The sequence below is a fragment of the Pseudomonas sp. AC112 genome (genome assembly GCF_979253545.1).
Genome location: NZ_CEEDCM010000001.1, coordinates 5,969,634 through 5,991,755, shown reverse-complemented (window position 1 = coordinate 5,991,755; position 22,122 = coordinate 5,969,634). Strand labels below are relative to the sequence as shown.

Sequence of the window (22,122 nt, the reverse complement as noted above, 5' to 3'; positions counted from 1 at the left end):
CCATGCACCTGCTCAGGACCCAGCCCGGTGGTTTCGTCTCGGACGACAATATTGCCGACCTTGGCCAGACCCCCGCTGAACTGGTGATCCTGTGCAGCGGTGATTCCAGCCTGGCGCTGCTGGCCGAAGCGGCCCAGCAGTTGCCCGACGACTACCCCAGCTTTCGCCTGGCCAACCCGATGCAGGTACAGAACCATGCCTCGGTCGACCTGTATGTCGATGAGGTGCTGCGCCATGCCAAGGTCATCCTGATTTCGCTGCATGGTGGCATCGGTTATTGGCGCTACGGCATCGAGCGCCTGGTGGAGCTGGCCGAGCGTGGCGTGCAGCTGATCCTGGTGCCGGGGGACGATCGCCCGGACCCGGAGCTCAGCGGCCTGAGTACTGTCGGCGCAGAAGAACGTGATCGCCTCTGGCACTTCCTGCGCCAGGGCGGCATGGGCAACGCCTTGGACTTTTATCGCTGCCTGGCCAGTGGTTACCTGGGCCGCGACTACACCTGGGAAGCGCCGCAAACCCTGCCGCGCACGGCGATTTATCACCCCAGGCACGCCAATGCCCGCCTGAATGATTGGCAGGCCGACTGGAATGCCGAGTGGCCGGTGGCGGCGGTGCTGTTCTACCGCTCCCATTTGCAGGCGGCCAACACCGGTTTTATCGACGTGTTCTGCCAGCGCTTGCAGGCCGCGGGGCTTAACCCGTTGCCAATGGCGGTGGCCAGCTTAAAAGAGCCCGGCTGCCTGGCGGTGGTCGAGGACTGGCTGGATGAGGTGGGCGCGGCGGTGATCCTGAACACCACCGGCTTCGCCCAGTCCAGCCCCGAAGCGCCGCACTTGCGGCCGTTTCGCCGCAATATCCCGGTGATCCAGGCCATTTGCGCCCAGGACAACCAACCTGGCTGGGAAGCCAGCGAGCAAGGCCTCGGCCCGCGTGACTTGGCCATGCACATCGCCCTGCCGGAGCTGGATGGACGGATCATCAGCCGGCCAATCAGCTTCAAGGACCTGGCCTGGCGCAGCGAGCGCAGCCAGTCGGATGTGGTGTGCTACCGCGCAGCGCCCGAGCGCATGGATTTTGTCGCGGAACTGGCGCGACGCTGGGTCGAGTTGGCGCGAGTGCCGAATGCGCACAAGCGCATCGCGCTGATTCTTGCCAACTACCCGACCCGCGACGGTCGGATTGGCAATGGCGTGGGCCTCGATACCCCAGCGGCCGCGCTGAATATTTTGCGTGCCCTGCAGGCTGAAGGCTATCCCCTGCCGGAGACCTTGCCCGACAGTGGCACGGCGCTGATCCACGACTTGCTCGGCGGTGTCACCAACGACCTGGACAGCCTCGACCTGCGCCCGTGCCATCAAAGCCTGGGCCTGGACGACTACGCGGCGATGTTCGCTCGCCTGCCCGAAGCCAATCGGCAGGCCGTACTGGAACGCTGGGGCGCGCCACAAAGCGATCCGATGTTCCGTGATGGCCGCATGATGATCGCTGGCCTGCGCCTGGGCCTGACCTTTGTCGGCATCCAGCCGGCCCGGGGTTATCAGGTGGACGCCAGCGCGGTGTACCACGACCCGGACCTGGTGCCGCCCCACGCGTACCTGGCGTTCTACTTTTGGCTGCGCCACACCTACGGCGCCCATGGCGTGATCCATGTGGGCAAGCACGGCAACCTCGAATGGCTGCCCGGCAAAGGCGTGGGGCTGTCGGAAAACTGCTGGCCCGACGCGCTGTTGGGGCCGCTGCCGAATATCTATCCCTTTATCGTCAACGACCCGGGCGAGGGCGCCCAGGCCAAGCGTCGTACCCAGGCGGTGATCATCGATCACCTGATGCCGCCGCTGACCCGTGCCGAGACCTATGGCCCGCTGCGTGACCTTGAGCTGTTGGCGGACGAGTATTACGAAGCCCAGTTGCTGGATCCGCGCCGCGCCCTGGAATTGCAGAAAGACATCCTCAAGCTGGTGCGCGAAACCCGTATCGACCAAGAACTGGAGCTGGCAAGCGACGCCGATGCCGCCGTGTGGCTGCCGCGCCTGGACACTTACCTGTGCGACTTGAAGGAGTCGCAGATTCGCGACGGCTTGCACATCTTTGGTGAGTCGCCCGCAGGCCGCTTGCGTATCGATACCTTGCTGGCATTGCTGCGCATCCCGCGTGGCGATGGCCGTGGCCCGCAGTCGAGCTTGCTGCGGGTGCTGGCCAAGGCCTTCGACCTGGGCTTTGACCCACTCGATTGCGCCCTGGCCGAGCCGTGGACAGGACGGCGCCCGTTGGTGCTGCAGAAGATCGACGGGCAACTGTGGCGCACCGCCGGCGATACCCGCGAGCGCCTGGAGCTGTACGCCGCGCGCTTGATCGAGCAGGCGCTGGAAGGGCCGCTTGAGCAGTTGGAAGAGCCCGGCTGGGAGGATGTGAAGGCCGTGATCGAAAGCCTGCGTATCGTCGTGGCGCCACGCCTGGACGCCTGTGGCCCGGCGGAAATGCGTGGGCTGCTCGATGCCTTGAGCGGCCGTTTCGTGCCCGCTGGCCCTAGCGGTGCGCCGAGTCGCGGGCGTTTGGATGTGCTGCCGACCGGGCGCAACTTTTTCAGCGTCGACGTGCGCAACCTGCCCACCACCACCGCGTGGCGCATCGGTTTCCAGTCGGCCAACCTGATTCTTGAGCGACACCTGCAAGACCATGGCGACCACCTGCGCCAACTTGGCCTGTCGGTATGGGGCACGGCTACCATGCGAACCGGCGGGGATGATATCGCCCAGGCCATGGCGCTGATGGGCGTGCGCCCGGTGTGGGCCACGGGCAGCCAGCGGGTGGATGACTTTGAGATCCTGCCGATCAGCCTGCTCGACCGGCCGCGCGTAGACGTGACGCTGCGGGTGTCGGGCTTTTTCCGGGATGCCTTCGCCAACCTGATCCGCCTGTTCGATGCCGCCGTGCAAGCGGTGGCCGCGCTCGACGAGCCGGACGACATGAACCCGCTGGCGGCCAAGGTGCGCAGTGAGCGCGAGGCGTTGCTCAAATCCGGCCTGGACGACGAGGCCGCTGCGAAACAGGCCGGATGGCGCATCTTTGGTGCCAAGCCCGGTGCCTATGGCGCCGGCGTGCAAGGTGCGATCGACGGGCGCCTGTGGCAAAGCCGCGAAGACTTGGCCGAGGTCTACCTGAACTGGGGCGGCTACGCCTATGGCGGTTCCGACGAAGGCACTGCCGCCCGCGAACAATTCGCCCAGCGTCTGAGCCAGGTGCAGGCTGTGTTGCAGAACCAGGACAACCGCGAGCACGACCTGCTCGATTCCAATGATTACTACCAATTCCAGGGCGGCATGCTTGCTGCCGTGGAAACCCTGAGCGGCGACAAGGCTGCCAGCTATCATGGCGACCACAGCCAGCCGGACCAGCCGAAGATCCGCACCTTGAAGGACGAGCTGAACCGGGTAATCCGTTCCCGCGCCGCCAACCCCAAGTGGATCGAAGGCGTGAAGCGCCATGGCTATAAAGGTGCGTTCGAGATGGCGGCGACCGTGGACAACCTGTTCGCCTTCGACGCCACCACTGCGCTGATAGACGACCACCAATATGCGCTATTGGCCGACGCCTATCTGCTCGACCCCGAGACCCGGGCCTTTGTGCAACAGCACAACCCCGATGCGCTGCGCGACATGACCGAGCGCATGCTCGAAGCGCAGCAGCGTGGCATGTGGCAGGAACCGGGGGCGTACCGCGAGGCGTTGGAAAACCTGTTGCTGGATATAGAAGAAGACAGCTGATGACCGATATTCCCCACTTCCCGCTGTCCGCCGTAGTCGGCGCCGATGACCTGAAACTGGCGCTGTGCCTGACCGCCATCGACCCGAAGATCGGCGGTGTGCTGATCGAAGGCCCGCGCGGCATGGCCAAGTCGACGTTGGCGCGGGGCCTGGCAGACCTGCTGGCCAGTGGTCAATTCGTGACCTTGCCGCTGGGCGCCACTGAAGAACGCCTGGTCGGTACGCTGGACCTCGACGCCGCATTGGGCGAAGGCCGCGCGCAGTTCTCACCCGGCGTATTGGCCAAGGCGGATGGCGGCGTGTTGTACGTCGACGAAGTCAATCTGTTGCCCGATCACCTGGTGGACTTGCTGCTGGACGTGGCCGCCAGCGGCACCAACCTGATCGAGCGCGATGGCATTTCCCATCGGCATTCGGCGCGGTTTGTGCTGATCGGCACCATGAACCCGGAGGAGGGCGAGTTGCGTCCGCAGCTGCTTGACCGTTTCGGTTTCAACGTGGCGTTGAGCGGGCAAACCTTGCCGACCGAGCGTGGTCAGATCATCCGTCGTCGCCTGGATTTCGACAGCGACCCGGCGGCGTTCTGCGCGCAATGGGCTGAGCAGCAGGCCGCGCTGCGTGAACGTTGCACCCAGGCGCGGGCGCGGCTCGACAGTATCGAATTGGATGACCAGGCGCTGGCGCAGATCACTGAGCGCTGCTTTGCCGCAGGTGTCGACGGCTTGCGTGCAGACCTTGTCTGGCTGCGGGGCGCCAGGGCGCATGCCGCCTGGCGGGACGCCAGCGCCATTGCCGAGGAAGATATCGAAGCAGTTGCCGAATTTGCCTTGCGCCACCGCCGCCAAGCGCAAACACCCCCGGCCAGCCCGCCGAGCGAAGGGCAGTCGCCCAAAGCCTCCGACACGTCGCCAGGCCAGGGCCAATGGGGTGATATGCCCGCACCGGCCTTGCCCACGGGGGCACGCCGGGATGTGCCCGCCTGGCCAAAAAAGCCCTAGGCATTCGCCCCCGGCCTGACACGGGGACGGATGCCCGCCCCAAGGCTGGGCGACTGGACAGCGGCAGGCACGGCAAGGCACGCAGCGCGAAGCAGGGTAGGATCAATTGGCCCTGCACCTTGCTCGGTGGCCGACCGCAGGCCCGTGAGGACCTGCTTTATCACCTGCGCAGCCGTTCGGCCCATGAGCTGTGGCTGGTGATTGTCGATGCGTCGGCGTCCACCCGGCGGCACCGTGCGCTCACCGATGCCAAGGGTTTGTTGGCGCAATTGTTTGATGACGCCTACCGCCAGCGGGCACGGATGGCGTTGTTGACGGCCAGCGGTCACTCGCCCAAATGGCAGGTCCAGGGGTTGAAGGCGGCGAAGGGCCTGGCGGATTGGCTGGATCAATTGGGCGCGGGCGGTGGTACGCCGTTGCTCGCGGCATTGATCGAGGCCGGGGCGTGGTTGACGCTGCGCCGCAAGCGTTATCCGGCTGAGCAGCAGCGACTGCTGGTGATCACTGACGGGCGACTCAAGGACATCGCCGGGTTGCCGTTGCTGGAGTGTCCGGGGCTGTTGGTGGATATCGAGCGCGGGCCGATCAGGTTGGGTCGGGCTCGGGAGTTGGCGGTGGGGTTGCAGCTGGACTATCGGCATATTGACGATTAGCTATTGCCCGGCACGTTGGGCCAAAGATCCGCCACCAGGAACAGCCGCTCGGCTTCCTCCCAATCCTGATCGACTTGAACCATGCGCACCAACAACTGCGCCGGCGCCATCGGGTCCAGCTCCGCCAGCCAGCCCCTCATCTGTTCTTCACTCCAGACTTCATCCGCCGGGTAATGCGCCGGCGCCAACCACGCATGCCTGGGCAGGGGCTGCCAACGGCCGGGCGGACTTTGGCTGACAAACGCTGGCCAATCACGCTGATGCAACCAGCGCCCACGTAAATGCTGTGGATGGGCACCAATGGGGGCTTGGGCCTCGCCAGGCCAGGGGTACAACAGATAGCCGCCCAGCCACAAATGCGCATCGAAATGCTGGATATCCAGCGCGGCCAGCGCCTCTCGGCTTTCCGCCCGCTTGGAAATCGGCAGTTGATGCTGGGCCAGATGCGCCAGTTTGCGGTCCAGCCGATCGTGGCAACCCGGCCCCAACCATTGATCCGTGTCCTGGCCATTGCCGTCCTGCGGGCCGAGGTACAGTTTGATTGCCAGCTCCAGATGATGCACGCCGTCGCGGTCGCGCAGCAGCATGTCCAGCTCGCCGAGGGTATGCCCGGCGCGGCGGATCGGCAGGTTGGCCGCCAACAGTTCCACGCCCGGCGCATGCTGCACCGCGAACTGCCACAGGCGCTCGTAGTACAGGCCCAGGCGCCGGGTGCGGGAGAGGTTCAGCCACTGTTGCAGGGCGCTGCTGTCCTGGTCGAGTTGACGCAGCCAGCGCTCCAGCAGGTGCGGCGCCTGCACCCAGTCACTGCCGGCCAGCGGGTGGCGTTGCGGCCACGGTGTTTGCGCCAGCATCGGCGGGGCGAGCATCACCCACGCCAGGTCGCGCACTTCGGGGTGGCGCAGTTGGCGGGGCAGGTTGTGCAGATCCGGGAACACAGTCATGGTCCGAGCATAGCCTTTTCAGTGCCGTGCGGGTGGATGAGAACCCTTGTCATCAAGGCTTCACGGCGACAAAGGATTTTGCCTGGGACGGCCTTTCGCCCATAATCGTTCTTTTTTGCCACACCCCACATCCCGCAGGAGCCCCATGGAGCAATTTCGCAATATCGGCATTATCGGTCGCCTGGGCAGTACTCAGGTGCTGGACACCGTCCGCCGGCTGAAAAAGTTCCTGCTGGAACGCCACCTGCATGTGATCCTCGAAGACACCATCGCTGAAATCCTGCCGGGCCACGGCCTGCAAACCTCGTCGCGCAAGATGCTCGGCGAAGTCTGCGACATGGTCATCGTGGTCGGCGGCGACGGCAGCCTGCTGGGCGCCGCCCGTGCCCTGGCGCGGCACAACGTACCGGTGCTGGGGATCAACCGGGGCAGCCTGGGTTTCCTCACCGATATCCGTCCCGATGAGCTGGAGGTCGAAGTCGCCAAGGTGCTTGACGGCCATTACCTGGTGGAAAACCGCTTCCTGCTGCAAGCCGAAGTGCGCCGCCACGGCGAAGCCATCGGCCAGGGCGATGCCTTGAATGATGTGGTGCTGCACCCTGGCAAGTCGACGCGGATGATCGAGTTCGAACTCTATATAGACGGCCAATTCGTGTGCAGCCAGAAGGCCGACGGCCTGATCGTCGCCACGCCCACCGGCTCCACGGCCTACGCGCTGTCGGCGGGTGGGCCGATCATGCATCCCAAGCTGGATGCCATTGTGATCGTGCCGATGTATCCCCATATGTTGTCGAGCAGGCCCATCGTGGTCGACGGCAACAGTGAGCTGAAAATCGTGGTGTCCAAAGACATGCAGATTTACCCGCAGGTGTCCTGCGACGGTCAGAACCATTTCACCTGCGCCCCCGGTGACACCATCACCGTGAGCAAGAAGGCACAGAAGTTGCGGTTGATCCACCCGCTGGACCACAACTACTACGAAGTGTGCCGCACCAAGCTGGGCTGGGGCAGCCGCTTGGGGGGTGGAGGCGACTGATGCTCGATCCCGCGCGTAGCTACGACCTGATTGGTGACGTGCACGGTTGCGCCCACACCCTTGAGCACTTGCTCGACCAGCTGGGCTACCACAAGCAGGGCGGCACCTGGCGTCACCCGTCGCGCATGGCGGTGTTCCTCGGCGATATCATCGACCGCGGCCCACGCATCCGCGAGGCGCTGCATATCGTCCACGACATGACCGAGGCCGGCCAGGCGCTGTGCATCATGGGCAACCACGAGTTCAACGCCCTGGGTTGGACCACACCGGCGCCGCCGGGCAGTGGCAAGCAGTTCGTGCGCGAGCACAACCCTCGGCATGCACGGTTGATCCAGGAGACCCTGACCCAGTTCGAACACCACCCGGCCGACTGGCATGACTTCCTCGGCTGGTTTTATGACATGCCGCTGTTTGTCGACGCCGGGCGCTTCCGCGTGGTGCATGCGTGCTGGGACGACGGCTTTATCCAACCGCTGCGCGCGACCTTCCCGGACGGTTGCATCGACCAGCACTTCCTGCAGGCCGCCGCCGTGCCGGGCAGTTTTGCCTGCAACGCCTTCGACCGCCTGCTGCGCGGTACCGACATGCGCCTGCCGGACGGCCTTACGCTGACCGGCGGCGATGGCCTGACGCGCTCGTTTTTTCGCACCAAGTTCTGGGAAGATGACCCCAAGACCTACGGCGATATCGTGTTCCAGCCCGACGCCTTGCCGGAGCCGGTGGCGCGTACGCCGTTGTCGTCCACCGAAAAGAATTCCCTGCTGCGCTACGGCGTCGACGAACCGTTGTTGTTCGTCGGGCACTACTGGCGCAGCGGCAAACCCGCGCCGATCCGCCCGAACCTGGCCTGCCTGGACTACAGCGCCGTGCTGTACGGCAAGCTGGTGGCTTATCGCCTGGATCAGGAAACCCGCCTGGATCCGAGTAAATTCGTATGGGTCGACGTAGAGCGCCCCGAGGTTATCAAATGAGTGCTGTGGCGGTATTACGCCTGCCCCTGAACGTCGACCTGGGCGGCTTTGTCCAGTTGCTGCAACGCATGCAAGTGCCCCATCGTGTCAGTGAAGAGGCGGGTGAGCAGGTGTTGTGGGTGCCCGAGAACATCAGCGACGACGTGCGCGTGCTTTACCAACGCTTTCCTGCGGGTGATCCGGACCAGCAACTGGATATTCCCGAGCAGGCGCCGATCAAGCGCCCTGGGTTTCTCCAGCAACTGCGACACAGCCCGTTAACCGCGTTGGTGCTGCTGGCAAGTATCATTGTGGGCGCCGTGACCTTGCTCGGTGAAAACCTGCAAGCCATGAGTTGGCTGACGTTCCTGCAGTTTCGCATCGTCGGCGAGTACATCCAGTTCACGCCGCTGGCCGACAGCCTGGCGGCGGGGCAGTGGTGGCGCCTGGTCACGCCGATGCTGATCCACTTTGGCATCCTGCACCTCGCCATGAATGGCATGTGGTACTGGGAACTGGGCCGGCGCATCGAAGCGCGCCAGGGCAGCATCAACTTGCTGGGCCTGACGCTGTTGTTCAGCCTGGTGTCGAACTACGCTCAATACGTTTTTGGCGGCCCTGGCCTGTTCGGTGGGTTGTCCGGCGTGCTGTATGGCCTGCTCGGGCATTGCTGGATTTTTCAATTACTGTCGCCTAATCCGGCCTATCGCCTGCCCCGTGGGGTGCTGGTGATGATGCTGGTGTGGCTGCTGCTCTGCCTGTCGGGGCTGGTCTCGATGATCGGTTTCGGCGAAATCGCCAATGCTGCCCATGTCGGCGGCCTGGTTATCGGTTGCCTGACGGGTTTGCTGGGTGGGCTGTACAGCCGCCGCAAAGCCTCTCTTTGATAAGGAAGAGCCTTATGTCCTCTTTTGCTGAAATGATCGAAAACATCACCCCGGACATCTACGAGAGCCTCAAGCTCGCCGTGGAAATCGGCAAGTGGTCCGATGGCCGCAAGCTCACCGCCGAACAGCGCGAGCTGTCTTTGCAAGCGGTGATCGCCTGGGAAATCCAGAACCTGCCCGAAGACCAGCGCACCGGTTACATGGGCCCGCAGGAATGTGCGTCCAAATCCGCACCAGTACCGAATATCCTGTTCAAGTCGGATGCGATCCATTGATTGAAATTGGTCGCGGTGCAGTCAGCAAGATGTCGGCGCAACTCGGTGAGCCGACCGTTCAATACGCGTTTCGCCTGGGCGATGCCGAGGTGCCGGTCAACCCGTTGATCGGCACTCACGTGCGCCTGGAATACCTCGGTGCCATTCATTGCAGCCATTGTGGCCGCAAGACCAAGACCAGCTTCAGCCAGGGCTATTGCTACCCGTGCATGACCAAGCTGGCCCAGTGTGACCTGTGCATCATGAGCCCCGAGCGTTGCCACTACGACGCCGGCACCTGCCGCGATCCAGGCTGGGGCGAACAATTCTGCATGACCGACCATGTGGTGTACCTGGCGAATTCGTCGGGGATCAAGGTCGGCATCACCCGCGCCACCCAGTTGCCGACGCGCTGGCTGGACCAGGGCGCGAGCCAGGCGCTGCCGATCATGCGCGTGGCGACCCGCCAGCAATCCGGCTTCGTCGAGGACCTGTTCCGCAGCCAGGTGGCCGACAAGACCAACTGGCGCGCGCTGCTCAAGGGCGACGCCCAGTCCGTCGACCTCAAGCAGGTGCGTGACGAGCTGTTCGCCTCCTGCGCCGAAGGCCTGGTGAGTCTGCAGGAACGCTTTGGCCTACAGGCCATCCAAACGATTGCCGACATTGAGCCGATCGAAATCCGCTATCCCGTCGAGCAGTATCCGACGAAGATTGTCAGCTTCAACCTGGACAAGAACCCGATTGCCGAAGGCACGCTGCTGGGGATCAAGGGCCAATACCTGATCTTCGACACCGGCGTTATCAACATTCGTAAGTACACGGCCTACCAGCTCGCCGTGCATCAGTAGAAGGATGCCACCCATGCGCACCGAACAACCGAAGATGATCTACCTGAAGGACTATCAGGCGCCGGACTACCTGATCGAAGAGACTCACCTGACCTTCGAGTTGTTCGAGGACCACAGCCTGGTCCACGCGCAACTGGTGATGCGCCGCAACCCTGAGCGCGGCGCCGGTTTGCCGCCGCTGGTGCTGAACGGCCAGCAGTTGGAGCTGTTGAGTGTGAACCTGGCCGATCAGGAACTGACGGCCGATGATTATCAACTGACCGACAGTCACCTGACGGTGCAGCCGAAGAGCGAGACTTTTACCCTTGATACCACGGTAAAAATCCACCCGGAAACCAACACCGCCCTGGAAGGCCTGTATAAGTCCGGCACTATGTTCTGCACCCAGTGCGAGGCGGAAGGCTTCCGCAAGATCACCTATTACCTCGACCGCCCGGACGTGATGAGCACCTTCACCACCACGGTGATCGCCGAGCAACACCGCTACCCGATCCTGTTGTCCAACGGCAACCCGATCGCCAGCGGCCCCGGCGAAGATGGCCGTCACTGGGCGACCTGGGAAGACCCGTTCAAAAAGCCGGCGTACCTGTTTGCGCTGGTTGCGGGTGATTTGTGGTGTGTCGAAGACACCTTCACCACCATGACCAACCGCGAGGTTGCGCTGCGCATCTACGTCGAGCCGGAAAACATCGACAAGTGCCAGCACGCGATGACCAGCCTGAAAAAATCCATGCGCTGGGACGAAGAAACCTACGGTCGCGAGTACGACCTCGACATCTTCATGATCGTGGCGGTGAATGATTTCAACATGGGCGCCATGGAAAACAAGGGCCTGAACATCTTCAACTCCAGTGCCGTGCTGGCCCGCGCCGAAACCGCGACAGACGCCGCACACCAGCGGGTCGAGGCGATTGTTGCCCACGAATACTTCCACAACTGGTCGGGCAACCGCGTGACCTGCCGCGACTGGTTCCAGCTGTCGCTCAAGGAAGGCTTCACCGTGTTCCGTGACTCGGGTTTCTCGGCCGACATGAACTCGGCCACGGTCAAGCGCATCCAGGACGTGGCGTACCTGCGTACCCACCAGTTCGCCGAAGACGCCGGCCCGATGGCCCACGCGGTGCGCCCGGACAGCTTTATCGAGATCTCCAACTTCTACACCCTGACCGTGTACGAAAAGGGCTCGGAAGTGGTCGGCATGATCCACACCTTGCTCGGCGCCGAAGGCTTCCGCAAAGGCAGCGACCTGTACTTCGAACGCCACGACGGCCAGGCCGTGACCTGCGACGATTTCATCAAGGCCATGGAAGACGCGAACGGCGCCGACCTGACCCAGTTCAAACGATGGTACAGCCAGGCCGGCACGCCGCGTCTGGCGGTGAGCGAGTCCTACGATGCCGCGGCCAGGACCTACAGCCTGACCTTCCGTCAAAGCTGCCCGCAAACCCCGGACAAGGTGGAAAAACTGCCGTTTGTGATCCCGGTGGAACTGGGCTTGCTGGACGCCAAGGGCGCGGGTATTGCCTTGCGCCTGGCCTGTGAAGCGGCCGCTGGCGCCACGTCGCGCGTGATCTCGGTGACCGAGGCCGAGCAGACCTTTACCTTCGTTGATATCGCCGAGCAGCCGTTGCCTTCGCTGCTGCGCGGGTTCTCGGCGCCGGTGAAGCTGAGCTTCCCGTATACCCGCGACCAACTGATGTTCCTGATGCAGCATGACAGCGACGGCTTCAACCGCTGGGATGCCGGCCAGCAGTTGTCAGTGCTGGTGTTGCAGGAGTTGATCGCCCAGCACCAACAGGGCCAGGCGTTGCACATGGATCAGCGCTTGATCACTGCGCTGCGCAGTGTGTTGAGCGACGAAAGCCTGGACCAGGCCATGGTGGCAGAAATGCTGTCGTTGCCGGGTGAGGCCTACCTGACCGAAATCAGCGACGTGGCGGATGTGGATGCGATCCACGCCGCCCGTGAATTCGCACGCAAGCAACTGGCGGACAACCTGCATGAAGCCCTGTGGCTGCGTTACCAGGCCAATCGCGAACTGTCCAAGCAGACGCCATACGTGGCGGCCGCCGAGCACTTTGCCCGTCGCGCGTTGCAGAACATCGCGCTGTCGTACCTGATGCTCAGTGGCAAGCCGCAAGTGTTGGCGGCGACCATCGAACAGTTCGACACCAGCGACAACATGACCGAGCGCCTGACCGCGCTGGCGGTGCTGGTGAACTCGCCGTTCGAAGCAGAGAAGGCCAAGGCGCTGGCGGTGTTTGCGGAAAACTTCAAGGACAACCCACTGGTGATGGACCAGTGGTTCAGCGTGCAGGCTGGCAGCACGTTGCCGGGCGGGTTGGCGCGGGTCAAGGCGTTGATGGAGCACCCGGCGTTCACACTGAAGAACCCGAACAAGGTGCGTGCCTTGATCGGCGCCTTTGCCGGGCAGAACCTGATCAACTTCCATGCAGCTGACGGTTCGGGTTATCGCTTCCTGGCGGACTTGGTGATCCAGCTCAATGGCTTCAACCCACAGATCGCGTCGCGCCAACTGGCGCCGCTGACCCGCTGGCGCAAATACGACAGCGCGCGTCAGGCGCTGATGAAGGCGGAGCTGGAGCGCATCCTGGCGTCCGGTGAGTTGTCGAGTGACGTGTTTGAGGTGGTCAGCAAAAGCCTGGCTTAAGCCGCCTCGTTGAATAAAAAACGGCCTGTCTACCAGGCCGTTTTTTTTCGCCTCAGATAACGGGCGGGCGAGGGGCGTCGAGGCTGTTATCGAGGGGGAAACGCTCGGCGATGATCCCGTGCGGCACACCCAGCGGTATGGCGCTGGCGGTGTCGAGACGGATGACTTGCTCGGCTGACAACTGCACATTCAATGCGCCTAAGGTGCTGTCCAGTTGGGCGCGTGTGCGCGAACCCAGGATCGGGATCAGTGCGGTGGTGGAGCGGCGAGCCTTTTCCCGGAGCCAGGCGATGGCAACGTGGGTTGGGGAGGCTTCCACTTCGGCGGCGACCGCCAGCAGCGCGTCGAGCACCGCGGTTTCGCGGGCGCTGTGCTCGGCGTGCACCAGGATCCCGAGTTTGTTGGCGCGGTTGTCGTCTTGGGTGTTGCGGTACTTGCCGGTCAGGAAGCCGCCGCCCAGGGGCGACCACAGCGTGGCGGCCAGGCCCAGGGCTTCGGCCATCGGCAGCAGCTCGCGGTCGGCGGTGCGCTCGACCAGGCTGTATTCCACCTGGATGCCGATGATCGGCGCGAAGCTGCGCACTTCAGCCAACAGGTCGGCGCGGGCAATGCGCCAGGCGGGGAAGTTGGAAAGGCCGGCGTAGTGGATCTTGCCAGCGCGAACAAGGTCGTCGAGGCCGCGCAGGATCTCTTCCATGGGCGTGACGTTGTCGCTCATGTGCGCCCAGAGCAGGTCGATGCGGTCGGTGTTCAAGCGCTTGAGGCTTTCTTCCACCGAGCGGACCAGGTTCTTGCGGTTGTTGCCGAGCCTGATCGTGCCTTCATCGGACGGTTGGGTACGCAGGGTGTACTTGGTGGCCACCACCAGGTTGTCGCGCTCGGAGGCGATAAATTCGCCCAGCAGCTTTTCGGCCTGGCCGAACTGATAGCCGTTGGCGGTATCGAGGAAGTTGCCACCGGCCTCAAGGTAGCCGTCGAAAATCTGTTTGGCTTCATCGCGCTCGGCGCCATGGCCCCAGCCTGTACCGAAATTACCGGTGCCCAACGCCAGTTCAGATACCTGCAGACCGCTGCGGCGGCCAAAGACTTTATTGCGCATACAAGGACTCCTGAGGCAGTGATTTTCTTACATGTTTAGTAACATGTATTTAATATGATCTCGGTAATGTATTCAGTCAAGGGGCTTTTTTACTGCTGACGTTTTCTGGCAGGGGGCTCTGCTAAGCTGCGTCACTTTTCCTTTCTCGGCAGGCATTCCTGTGTCGCGTACCACTCGTCTACTGACTTTGCTGCAGGCCCTGCGAGGCAAGAAACGACCGGTGACCGCTGCCGTGCTGGCGGCGCAGTTGGAGGTGTCCGAGCGTACGCTGTACCGTGATATCGCCGAATTGACCGCCCTGGGTGCGCCTATCTTTGGCGAGGCGGGGGTAGGGTATGTGCTGCGCAGTGGCTTGTTTCTGCCGCCCTTGATGCTGAACGCCGAGGAAACCGAAGCCATCGTGCTCGGCTTGCGCTACGTGGACCAGCGCGGCGATGAGGTGCTCAGCCGCGCCGCGGCCAATGCCCTGGCGAAGATCGCCGACGTACTCGACCCGGCCGCCCAGGAAGCCTTGCGCAACCCTACGCTGTTGCCCGGCCCGCCTGGGTTCGGTTACCCGGAAAACCGCGTCCCCCTCAACGTGTTTCGCGAGGCTATTCGCAGCCAGGCCAAGCTGCATATCGACTATGCGGACGCCAGCCAGACCCAGAGCCAGCGCCTGATCTGGCCCCTGGCCCTGGGTTTTTTGAATGAGGTGCGGGTAGTTGTGGCCTGGTGTGAGCTGCGCGGCGCCTACCGCACTTTCCGTACCGACCGCGTGGCAAGTGCCCAAGCGCTCGGCGAGCGTTATCCGGGGCGCCGCAGTGATTGGCTGCGGGCCTGGCGCAAGCGGCTGGAGCAAAATGAGTCCGGACCTTTTACTCCTGACAAAAACTGACACAACACTGGCTTAGCATGGCCTCACAAATCACCAAGAAAGGAGCTGTGCCATGTCTATTCCTGAGTTGGCACCGGCCATCGCGGCCTATATCGCGGCGGCCAACACTCTCGACACCTCGGCTGTGGCCCAGTGCTTTGCCGAGGATGCCAACGTGTTCGATGAGGGCCAGCACCAGGTCGGCACCGCCGCGATTGCGCGCTGGATGGAAGACACCGGGCGTCGTTATCAGCCGCGGGTCGAAGTGCTCAAGGTGCAACACCGTACCGGCAAGGTGCTGGTCAGCAATAGCGTGTCCGGCAATTTCCCGGGCAGCCCCTTGGAGCTGCGCTACACCTTTCGGTTGAACGAGCAGGGCAAGATTTCACGGCTGGATATCTCCCTGTAGGTCATAATCGCGGGCATGACTTTCGACTCGCCCCTCGCTGCCTATCAACACGCCATCGCTCAACAGGGTTTCGTCGCCGATGACGCCCAGCGCCGCGCCGTGGACGCCTTGCAAGCCTGCCACCAAGCCCTGCACCACGGCCATGCGCCGATCACCGGCGTGTACCTGTGGGGACCCGTGGGGCGTGGCAAGACCTGGCTGATGGACCAGTTCTACCAGAGCCTGCGGGTGCCTGCGCGGCGCCAGCACTTTCATCACTTCATGGGTTGGGTGCACCAGCGCCTGTTCCAGCTGACGGGCATCCAGGACCCCTTGCAGGCCCTGGCACGGGAGCTGAGCCAGGCAGTGCGCGTGCTGTGCTTCGATGAGTTGTTCGTCAATGACATCGGCGACGCGATCATCCTTGGGCGCCTGTTCCAGGTGATGTTCGAGGAAGGTGTGGTGATGGTCTGCACGTCCAACCAACCGCCTGACCAACTGTACGCCGAGGGCTTCAACCGTGAGCGCTTTTTGCCGGGGATCGCGGCGATAAAGCAGCATATGCACGTGGTCGCGGTGGATGGCGCAGAGGACCACCGGTTGCACCCGGGGGTGGGTATTCAGCGTTACTGGGTCAACCAGCCCGAGGCGCTGGCCGGCGTGTTCGCGCAATTAGCTGAAAGCCAGCCAACCTGCAGCGGGCCGGTCGTGGTGGGGCATCGTTGCATCATCGTCGTGCAGGCCAGCGACACGGTGCTCTGGTGTCGCTACGCCGACCTGTGCGAGCAACCCCTGGCGGCGATGGACTTCATGCTGCTGTGTGATCGCTTCAAGGCGATCCTGCTGGGTGAAGTGCCCAACCTCAGCGCGCAACAACGCCCTGGCCGGATTGCCCGTGGCACCGAAGACGGCGCACAACGCGTGGCGGCCGGTGATCGTGAATTGCCGCAATTGTCGGTGCACGATGACAGCGTGCGCCGGTTTATCGCCTTGGTGGACGAATGCTACGACCGAAGAGTGCCGCTGTTCATCGAGGCCAAGGTGGCGCTGGAGTGCCTCTACACCGAAGGCTACCTGGAATTTCCCTTCCGCAGGACGCTGAGCCGGCTGCAGGAAATGCAGTTGCAGCGTTTCGGCTGAGTCTGTGCGAAAAAATCCAGGAATCGCCTGATTGCGCTTTTACACCAGATGAACCTTCGCGTTTTCAGGCGCATTTTTGTAGTTAATCTCCTTCATCTGGCGCCTGCTCCACGCTTACAATCGTGCCCCTCACAGGGAGTCGATTCCCTTTTAGTTGTGATCGAGGATGGACATGGACACCCCAGATATCCTGGTGCTGCAAGCCAGCTACACCAACCCCGTGCACGCCGAAGCGATTGGCCGTGTGCTCAACCACTACGCTGAAGACCCCATGGGCGGTGGCCACAGCCTGCCCACTGACCTGCTGGAGCAACTGCCGGGCGAGCTGGCCAAGCGTCCCCATGCGTTCAGCGTGCTGGCGTTTGTCGGCGGTGAACCGGCGGGCTTGGTGAATTGCTTTGAAGGGTTCTCCACATTTGCCTGCCGTCCGCTGGTCAACGTCCACGATGTGGTGGTGATGGACGCGTTTCGTGGCTTGGGGCTGAGCCAGAAAATGCTGCAGAAGGTCGAGGAAATCGCCCGTCAGCGCGGCTGCTGCAAGATCACCCTGGAGGTGCTGGAGGGAAATGCCGTGGCGCAATCGGCGTATCGCAAGTTTGGGTTTGATGACTCGGTATTTGATCCCGCCCACGGACGCATGTTGTTCTGGAATAAACCGCTTTAATAAATAACAGGCAAAAAAAGGCGCCATGTATTAAATGGCGCCAAGTAGACCCTAGCCAAAGGAGCGGGATGGTAAGGGATAGTGCGGTTAAATCAGGTATGCCGTTGAATCAAGTATTCGGTTGTTGCTCGGCGGTGGATTGATCGGCCGCCTCTTTCTTGACGTTCTTGCCATCAGCCTGAGCTGTTTGTTCAGCCGTGCCGTGAGTCTTTTGCTGCATGAACGTGAAGTTGTTGTAGAACTCCTTCGAACGCTCGGAACCGCCTTCGGCAAAGGCGGCGGCAGAAGTCAGGGTCATCAGGCTGGCAAGCATCAAGGTCGAGAGTTTCATGGCAGTGTTCCCATTAAGAGTGATCGGTATCCGCTCTGTCCTTGATCAGATTCATGGGGCGAGTGTGGGGTGGGTTTATTAAGTAGGAATTAACGCAAAAAAATCCCGAAGTTAACAATTTCGTTAACTTCGGGTTATAAATTCTTACATCTTCCAGTCGAGTGCCAAGGTGATCGAGCGCGGATCGCCCCAATACACGCCGTTATAGAAACCGACACGTTCGTAATACTTTTTATCAAATAGATTGTTGACGTTGACCGACGCCGAAAGATGTTCGTCGAACTGGTAGCGCGACATCAGGTTGACGACGGTATAGGCCTGTTGGGTGATCTTGGTCGGTGTCGTGATGAGGTCGCCGTCTTGATCGCGGCCCGTTGGACGCCCGGCAAATGCGTAGAAGTCGCTCTGCCAATTGACAGCACCACCCACCGTCAACCCGCGCCATTCACCGGGCAGGCGATAGGCTGTCGACATCTTCAGCAAGTTCATCGGCTGATCGGTGTTGTTGCGTTGCTTATCGCCATTGAGCGAGTGGGTATAGGTGTACCCAGCGGTGAGGTTCCAGTCGGGCATCACTTCGCCTGAGACCTCGACTTCAAAGCCCTGCACCTTGTTGCCTTTGCCACCGGATTTGTAGAACTGCTCGCGGGTGACCGGGTCGGGTGGGGCGGTGTTGTCGAGTTCAGCCACGTTATCCTGGGTGCTCCAGAAAAACGCAGTGGCCAGGTTCAACCGCTCGTTCAGCAGGCTGCCCTTGAGGCCGATTTCGTAGTTGCTGCCCACCACCGGCTCCAAGTACTTCTTGCTGGCGTCGCGTTCGTCCTGCGGGTTGAAGATATCGGTGTAGCTGGCATACACCGTGTATTCCGGCGTCAGGTCGTAGAGCAGCCCGGCGTAGGGCGTCCACATGTCGTTGTGGGTCTGGCGGGTTTTGGGTTCGGGGACGCGTTGATTATTGGCGTCGTATTCAGCCGGGGTACTTTCGATTTCCCAACTGCCATAGCGGCTGCCCAGTACCGCGTGCAGCCTGTCGGTCAGGCTCAGTCGAGTGGCCAGGTAACCGGCCTTCTGTTGTTTGCGTGAGTGTGGGCCCTTGAGCCCGGTGGTGCGGTCGGGGAATTTGACGATCGCGCCCATGTGTTGCCAATCAGGGATGGTTTCGTAGCCGTCGGGTGTGCTGTAACGCTGGTAGGGTGAAGAATCCCTTTGCTGCGACTCCCCATACCCCACCATCAATTCATGCTCGCGTCCCAGCATTGAGTAGGCGCCGGCGAGGTTGAAGTCCACGGCATCCATCTTCGAGGTACCGACCATTTGGTTGGTCCAGGCGGTCATGCCACTGCCGTCCGGATTCGGGAAACCCGCGCCGCCGTAATACACCTTGCCGTCGGTATCGCTCTGCCGGTGGGTATAGGCGGCTTTCAGGCGCCAGTTCTCGGACAGTTTGTGGTCAAGGGAGGCAAAGGTGGTCTTGTCCTTGAGCGGCCAGGAACTCCAGTCGGTGGCCATATTGGCGGAGCGCGACAAGCGAGCCTTACTGCCATCGCTGTTCCAATAGGGCAGTGTGCCCCATGAGGTGCCCTGCACATGTTTGTTCTGATAATCGAAGCCTACGGCTACCACGGTGTCGTCCGTCAGATCGGCCTCGAGAATGCCGTAGCCGACTTCCCTTTGCAGGGCGTAATTATCGCGAAAGGATTGGCTGTCGCGGTAAGCCATCACGGTACGTCCGCGCAGGCGCCCATCAAAGGCCAGTGGGCCGCCCACATCCAGGTAGCTGTAGTAGTTGTCATGGCTGGCGCCGCTGACGCCCGCTTTGGCTTGCCACTGTGAAGTCGGGCGTTTGCGGATCATGTTGACCGTGGCCGAGGGATCGCCCGCACCCGTGGTCAGGCCGGTCGCACCGCGTACCACCTCGATACGGTCGTAGATGATGGTGTCGGAGTCGGACTTCATGCGCCCAAAGGTATTGAGCATGCCATCCACTTGGAAGTTGTTGATGGAGTAGCCCCGCGATGAGTAGCCGGCACGGTCCGAATCCAGGTGCTGGACTGTCACCCCAGTGGTCTGGCGCAGCGCATCGGTCAATGTATTGAGATTGAAATCATCCATCTGCTGGCGAGTGATCACCGAGATCGATTGCGGGGTTTCCTTGACCGACAGGTTCAGGCGGGTGGCGGTGCTCATGGAACCGGTGGTGTAGGCCCCTGTGTGCTCGGTGGTAGCACCCAGGCCTTCGGCGGTGATGCTGGTGGCGCCGAGTTCGAGGGTTTTGTTTTCGGGGATGGTTTCAGCCAGCAGCTCCGGGCTGGCGGCCACGCTTAACAGGCCGAGGCTGAGGGTCATGGAACGGGTAAAGGGCGCGAACATCGCGGAAGACTCCTTGTCGTCTTTGCGGCCTTCTCAGTAAGAAAAGGCCATGGCTCAAAGACGAAAGGAGAAGGGGAACTTTAGGCTTAAACGAGAATGATTGTTATCTTTCTGTTACAGATCTGGCGGTTCCTGAAGCACGACATCGGTCGGATTGACCTTCTTGGGCTTGATCAGGCTGAAGTCGATCAGCGGCTTCTGCTGGCGCAGATAGGGGTTGCCGATCATCTGCGGGCGCGGCCTGAAGTTGTCGCTTACCAGGCTTTTTGTACGGTCCAGCTCGTTGAAACTCAAGCCGGCGAGGTCCGCCCAGGTGTGGATCAACTGTGAGCTGCTGTAAGGCCGCTGCAAATCGCCCGCAAAGCTCCAGTTGTGGGTTTCACGCCATTTCGGCGAGGCGTAGGCCATGAACGGGATCGTGTACATCGGTGCCGTCGGGTTGGCTTCATTGCGACCCAACGTACTGTGGCCGGCCGAGTCGAACACGTCTTCGCCATGGTCTGACAGGTACAGCAGGAAGCCGTTCGGGTCGGTCTTGGCGTAGTCCTTGATCAGGCTCGACACCACGAAGTCGTTGTACAGCACGGCGTTGTCATAGCTGTTGTAGGTAGGCAGTTGATCGTCGCTCACACCCGCCGGTACGCCCTGGCGGTCGGTGAATTTGTCGAAGGTCGGCGGGTAGCGGTACTGGTAGCTCATGTGGGTACCCAACAGGTGCACCACAATGAATTTGCGTTCCGCCGGGTCGGCCAGGGCCTTGGAAAACGGTGCCAGCACATCACCGTCGTATTGGCGGGCGTTCTGGTTGCGGTTGTTATTCAGGTACACCTGCTCGTCGGCCTGTTCGGAAAAGGTCGTGAGCATAGTGTTGCGCTTGGTCATGGTCTGCTGGTTGGTGATCCAGTAGGTCTTGTAGCCCGCCTGTTTCATCACGCTGACAATCGAAGGGGTCTTGAGGTACAGGTCCGGGTTTTCTTCGTCGGCGAAGGTCAGTACCTGTTGCAGTGCTTCGATGGTGTAGGGGCGTGGGGTGATGACGTTGTCGAACACCGCCAGTTGGTCGCGCAGCTTGTCCAGCTCTGGCGTGGTGTTGCGCGGGTAGCCGTAGAGGCTCATGCGCTGGCGGTTGGTGGACTCGCCGATCACCAGCACCAGGGTCGACGGTTGGCCGGCCATGGTGTCCTTGAGGTTGGTCAATGGCGGAATCTGGCTGGCGCTGTCGAGCATGCCTTGCATGTTGTCCAGTTGCTCGGTGTAACGGCGGTAGGCGACGATCATCTGCCACGGCACGGCGGGCTCGATGCGCGATTCGAAGCGGTCCAGGGCATCGTCGAGGGTATCGCTGCGGGCGATCTGCTTGACCAGCGGGTAGCCGATGATGCCCACCAGGATCGCGGTCGCCGCCAGCAGTGCCTGGCCACGCGGCAGGTAAACGGGGCGTACGCGGGTCCAGAGGAAAATGGCGACGGCGGTGTGGGCAATGAACGCCAGCACGATCCACCAGGCGAAGTATTGTGTGGCGTATTCACCTGCCTCGGAGATGTTCGACTCGAACATGATGAAGATGACGCTTTGGGAAAATTCCTGCTGGTAGATAAAGAAATATCCCAGGCTGGCCATGGAGCAGGCCCACAAGACCACACCGATCAAGGCGGCGATCAAACGTGTACGACGAGGAAATATCAGCAGCGGCGCCAGCCAGATCGCGCTCATGAAGAACGCTTGGCGAAAACCACTGAAACCGGCAGTGCCGCTGAGTTGGATCAGCAGTTGGGTAATACCCGAGAAATACCAGAAAAACAGGAATAGCCAGCCAAGGCCGGCCCAATCAAAGCCTTTCGCAGACTTGGTGCTGCGTTCGAACATCGCCATCCAGCGCTCCAACCCGGTAATTTTTCAGTCGACACGCAGGGCTGCGCGCAACAGAGGCCACCCTTGCATGGGGTGGCCCTTCGGGCGGGAGTATCGAGAGGGGCGTGTGAAAACTTTGTGAGATTTGTGTAGACGTTATCTTACAAAGTGATGACCAGGCTTAGCAGAGTGCAGGCTGGGCGCCGATAGGCTGGTCCAGCTGGGCTTGGATGATGTGCGAACGCAGGCGCATGACTTCCTGCTGCAGCTGTTCGCGTTCGTCTTTCAACTGGCGCAGCTCGTCACGGCGGATGGTGACGTAGAGGGTCTGTGGCGGACGGTTCATCTGTGCAGTGCTCATTGCTTACCTCGCAAATAGCCGGTGTATCGCGGTGTGCCAGAACGCTTGAGTCGAGGT

Annotated in this window: 19 protein-coding genes; 13 read left to right on the top strand and 6 right to left on the bottom strand. The window is 61.9% G+C overall.

What is annotated here, in order from left to right; genetic code table 11:
- Positions 1-2 precede the first annotated feature (2 nt).
- From cobN to AC0IYN_RS27765, 3 genes are read left to right on the top strand one after another with little or no spacing between them, the layout of a single operon-like run.
- Positions 3-3,764, top strand: coding sequence for a cobaltochelatase subunit CobN (gene cobN, locus AC0IYN_RS27775; RefSeq protein WP_471844270.1), 3,762 nt, complete (start codon positions 3-5; stop codon positions 3,762-3,764).
- A complete protein-coding gene (locus AC0IYN_RS27770) occupies positions 3,764-4,762 on the top strand; it encodes a magnesium chelatase ATPase subunit I (protein WP_457238661.1) in 999 nt (332 codons plus the stop codon). Before cobN ends, AC0IYN_RS27770 begins: the two co-directional genes overlap by 1 nt.
- A gap of 53 nt (positions 4,763-4,815) precedes the next feature.
- Entirely contained in the window at positions 4,816-5,415 is a 600-nt protein-coding gene (locus AC0IYN_RS27765) for a vWA domain-containing protein (protein WP_457247857.1), read from the top strand.
- On the opposite strand, the gene AC0IYN_RS27760 is transcribed toward AC0IYN_RS27765, so the two are convergent.
- Entirely contained in the window at positions 5,412-6,359 is a 948-nt protein-coding gene (locus tag AC0IYN_RS27760) for a DUF1853 family protein (RefSeq protein ID WP_471844267.1), read from the bottom strand. The genes AC0IYN_RS27765 and AC0IYN_RS27760 overlap by 4 nt on opposite strands.
- 145 nt (positions 6,360-6,504) lie before the next feature.
- Here AC0IYN_RS27760 and AC0IYN_RS27755 point away from each other — a divergent pair, with 145 nt between their 5' ends.
- Genes AC0IYN_RS27755 through pepN form a run of 6 tightly spaced genes read left to right on the top strand, consistent with a single transcriptional unit; the run spans position 6,505 to position 13,005 of the window.
- On the top strand, positions 6,505-7,395 hold the full coding sequence (locus AC0IYN_RS27755) for an NAD(+) kinase (RefSeq protein ID WP_003217892.1): 891 nt from the start codon (positions 6,505-6,507) through the stop codon (positions 7,393-7,395).
- Positions 7,392-8,366, top strand: a complete 975-nt coding sequence (locus AC0IYN_RS27750; protein WP_406597482.1) for a metallophosphoesterase — start codon at positions 7,392-7,394, stop codon at positions 8,364-8,366. The genes AC0IYN_RS27755 and AC0IYN_RS27750 overlap by 4 nt, the downstream gene beginning before the upstream one ends.
- Positions 8,363-9,232: a rhomboid family intramembrane serine protease gene (locus AC0IYN_RS27745; RefSeq protein WP_471844264.1), complete on the top strand. Its 870-nt coding sequence runs from the start codon at positions 8,363-8,365 to the stop codon at positions 9,230-9,232. Before AC0IYN_RS27750 ends, AC0IYN_RS27745 begins: the two co-directional genes overlap by 4 nt.
- A 14-nt stretch (positions 9,233-9,246) precedes the next feature.
- The gene (locus tag AC0IYN_RS27740) at positions 9,247-9,507 is read left to right on the top strand and encodes a YeaC family protein (RefSeq protein WP_016972751.1); all 261 of its coding nucleotides are present in this window, start codon (positions 9,247-9,249) and stop codon (positions 9,505-9,507) included.
- Positions 9,504-10,334 (top strand): DUF2797 domain-containing protein, encoded by an 831-nt coding sequence (locus tag AC0IYN_RS27735; protein WP_078048111.1) that lies wholly within the window; start codon positions 9,504-9,506, stop codon positions 10,332-10,334. The genes AC0IYN_RS27740 and AC0IYN_RS27735 overlap by 4 nt, the downstream gene beginning before the upstream one ends.
- A gap of 13 nt (positions 10,335-10,347) precedes the next feature.
- Positions 10,348-13,005, top strand: a complete 2,658-nt coding sequence (gene pepN, locus AC0IYN_RS27730; protein ID WP_457238659.1) for an aminopeptidase N — start codon at positions 10,348-10,350, stop codon at positions 13,003-13,005.
- A 52-nt stretch (positions 13,006-13,057) separates the two neighbouring features.
- Here the strand turns inward: pepN and AC0IYN_RS27725 are convergent, their stop codons facing one another.
- A complete protein-coding gene (locus tag AC0IYN_RS27725) occupies positions 13,058-14,104 on the bottom strand; it encodes an aldo/keto reductase (RefSeq protein ID WP_457247852.1) in 1,047 nt (348 codons plus the stop codon).
- 160 nt (positions 14,105-14,264) lie between these two features.
- On the opposite strand from AC0IYN_RS27725, the gene AC0IYN_RS27720 reads away from it, so the two are divergent.
- The 4 genes from AC0IYN_RS27720 to AC0IYN_RS27705 all read left to right on the top strand — a co-directional run bounded on the left by AC0IYN_RS27720 (position 14,265) and on the right by AC0IYN_RS27705 (position 17,152).
- Complete coding sequence (locus AC0IYN_RS27720; RefSeq protein ID WP_406597429.1) at positions 14,265-14,981, top strand: helix-turn-helix transcriptional regulator; 717 nt, start codon at positions 14,265-14,267, stop codon at positions 14,979-14,981.
- 52 nt (positions 14,982-15,033) lie between these two features.
- Positions 15,034-15,369 carry a nuclear transport factor 2 family protein gene (locus tag AC0IYN_RS27715; RefSeq protein ID WP_078048115.1) on the top strand — a complete coding sequence of 112 codons (336 nt, stop codon included), beginning with the start codon at positions 15,034-15,036 and terminating at the stop codon, positions 15,367-15,369.
- A 15-nt stretch (positions 15,370-15,384) separates the two neighbouring features.
- Positions 15,385-16,488, top strand: a complete 1,104-nt coding sequence (zapE, locus tag AC0IYN_RS27710) for a cell division protein ZapE (RefSeq protein ID WP_471844259.1) — start codon at positions 15,385-15,387, stop codon at positions 16,486-16,488.
- A gap of 172 nt (positions 16,489-16,660) precedes the next feature.
- Positions 16,661-17,152, top strand: coding sequence for a GNAT family N-acetyltransferase (locus AC0IYN_RS27705; protein ID WP_471844257.1), 492 nt, complete (start codon positions 16,661-16,663; stop codon positions 17,150-17,152).
- Between the two features lie 109 nt (positions 17,153-17,261).
- Here the strand turns inward: AC0IYN_RS27705 and AC0IYN_RS27700 are convergent, their stop codons facing one another.
- From AC0IYN_RS27700 to AC0IYN_RS27685, 4 genes are all read right to left on the bottom strand, one after another.
- Positions 17,262-17,483 carry a hypothetical protein gene (locus AC0IYN_RS27700; RefSeq protein WP_078048118.1) on the bottom strand — a complete coding sequence of 74 codons (222 nt, stop codon included), beginning with the start codon at positions 17,481-17,483 and terminating at the stop codon, positions 17,262-17,264.
- A 144-nt stretch (positions 17,484-17,627) separates the two neighbouring features.
- Positions 17,628-19,853 carry a TonB-dependent siderophore receptor gene (locus AC0IYN_RS27695; protein WP_471844255.1) on the bottom strand — a complete coding sequence of 742 codons (2,226 nt, stop codon included), beginning with the start codon at positions 19,851-19,853 and terminating at the stop codon, positions 17,628-17,630.
- A gap of 114 nt (positions 19,854-19,967) precedes the next feature.
- A complete protein-coding gene (locus AC0IYN_RS27690; RefSeq protein ID WP_471844253.1) occupies positions 19,968-21,725 on the bottom strand; it encodes a phosphoethanolamine transferase CptA in 1,758 nt (585 codons plus the stop codon).
- 160 nt (positions 21,726-21,885) lie between these two features.
- Positions 21,886-22,065, bottom strand: coding sequence for a DUF6026 family protein (locus AC0IYN_RS27685; RefSeq protein WP_471844251.1), 180 nt, complete (start codon positions 22,063-22,065; stop codon positions 21,886-21,888).
- Positions 22,066-22,122 lie beyond the last annotated feature (57 nt).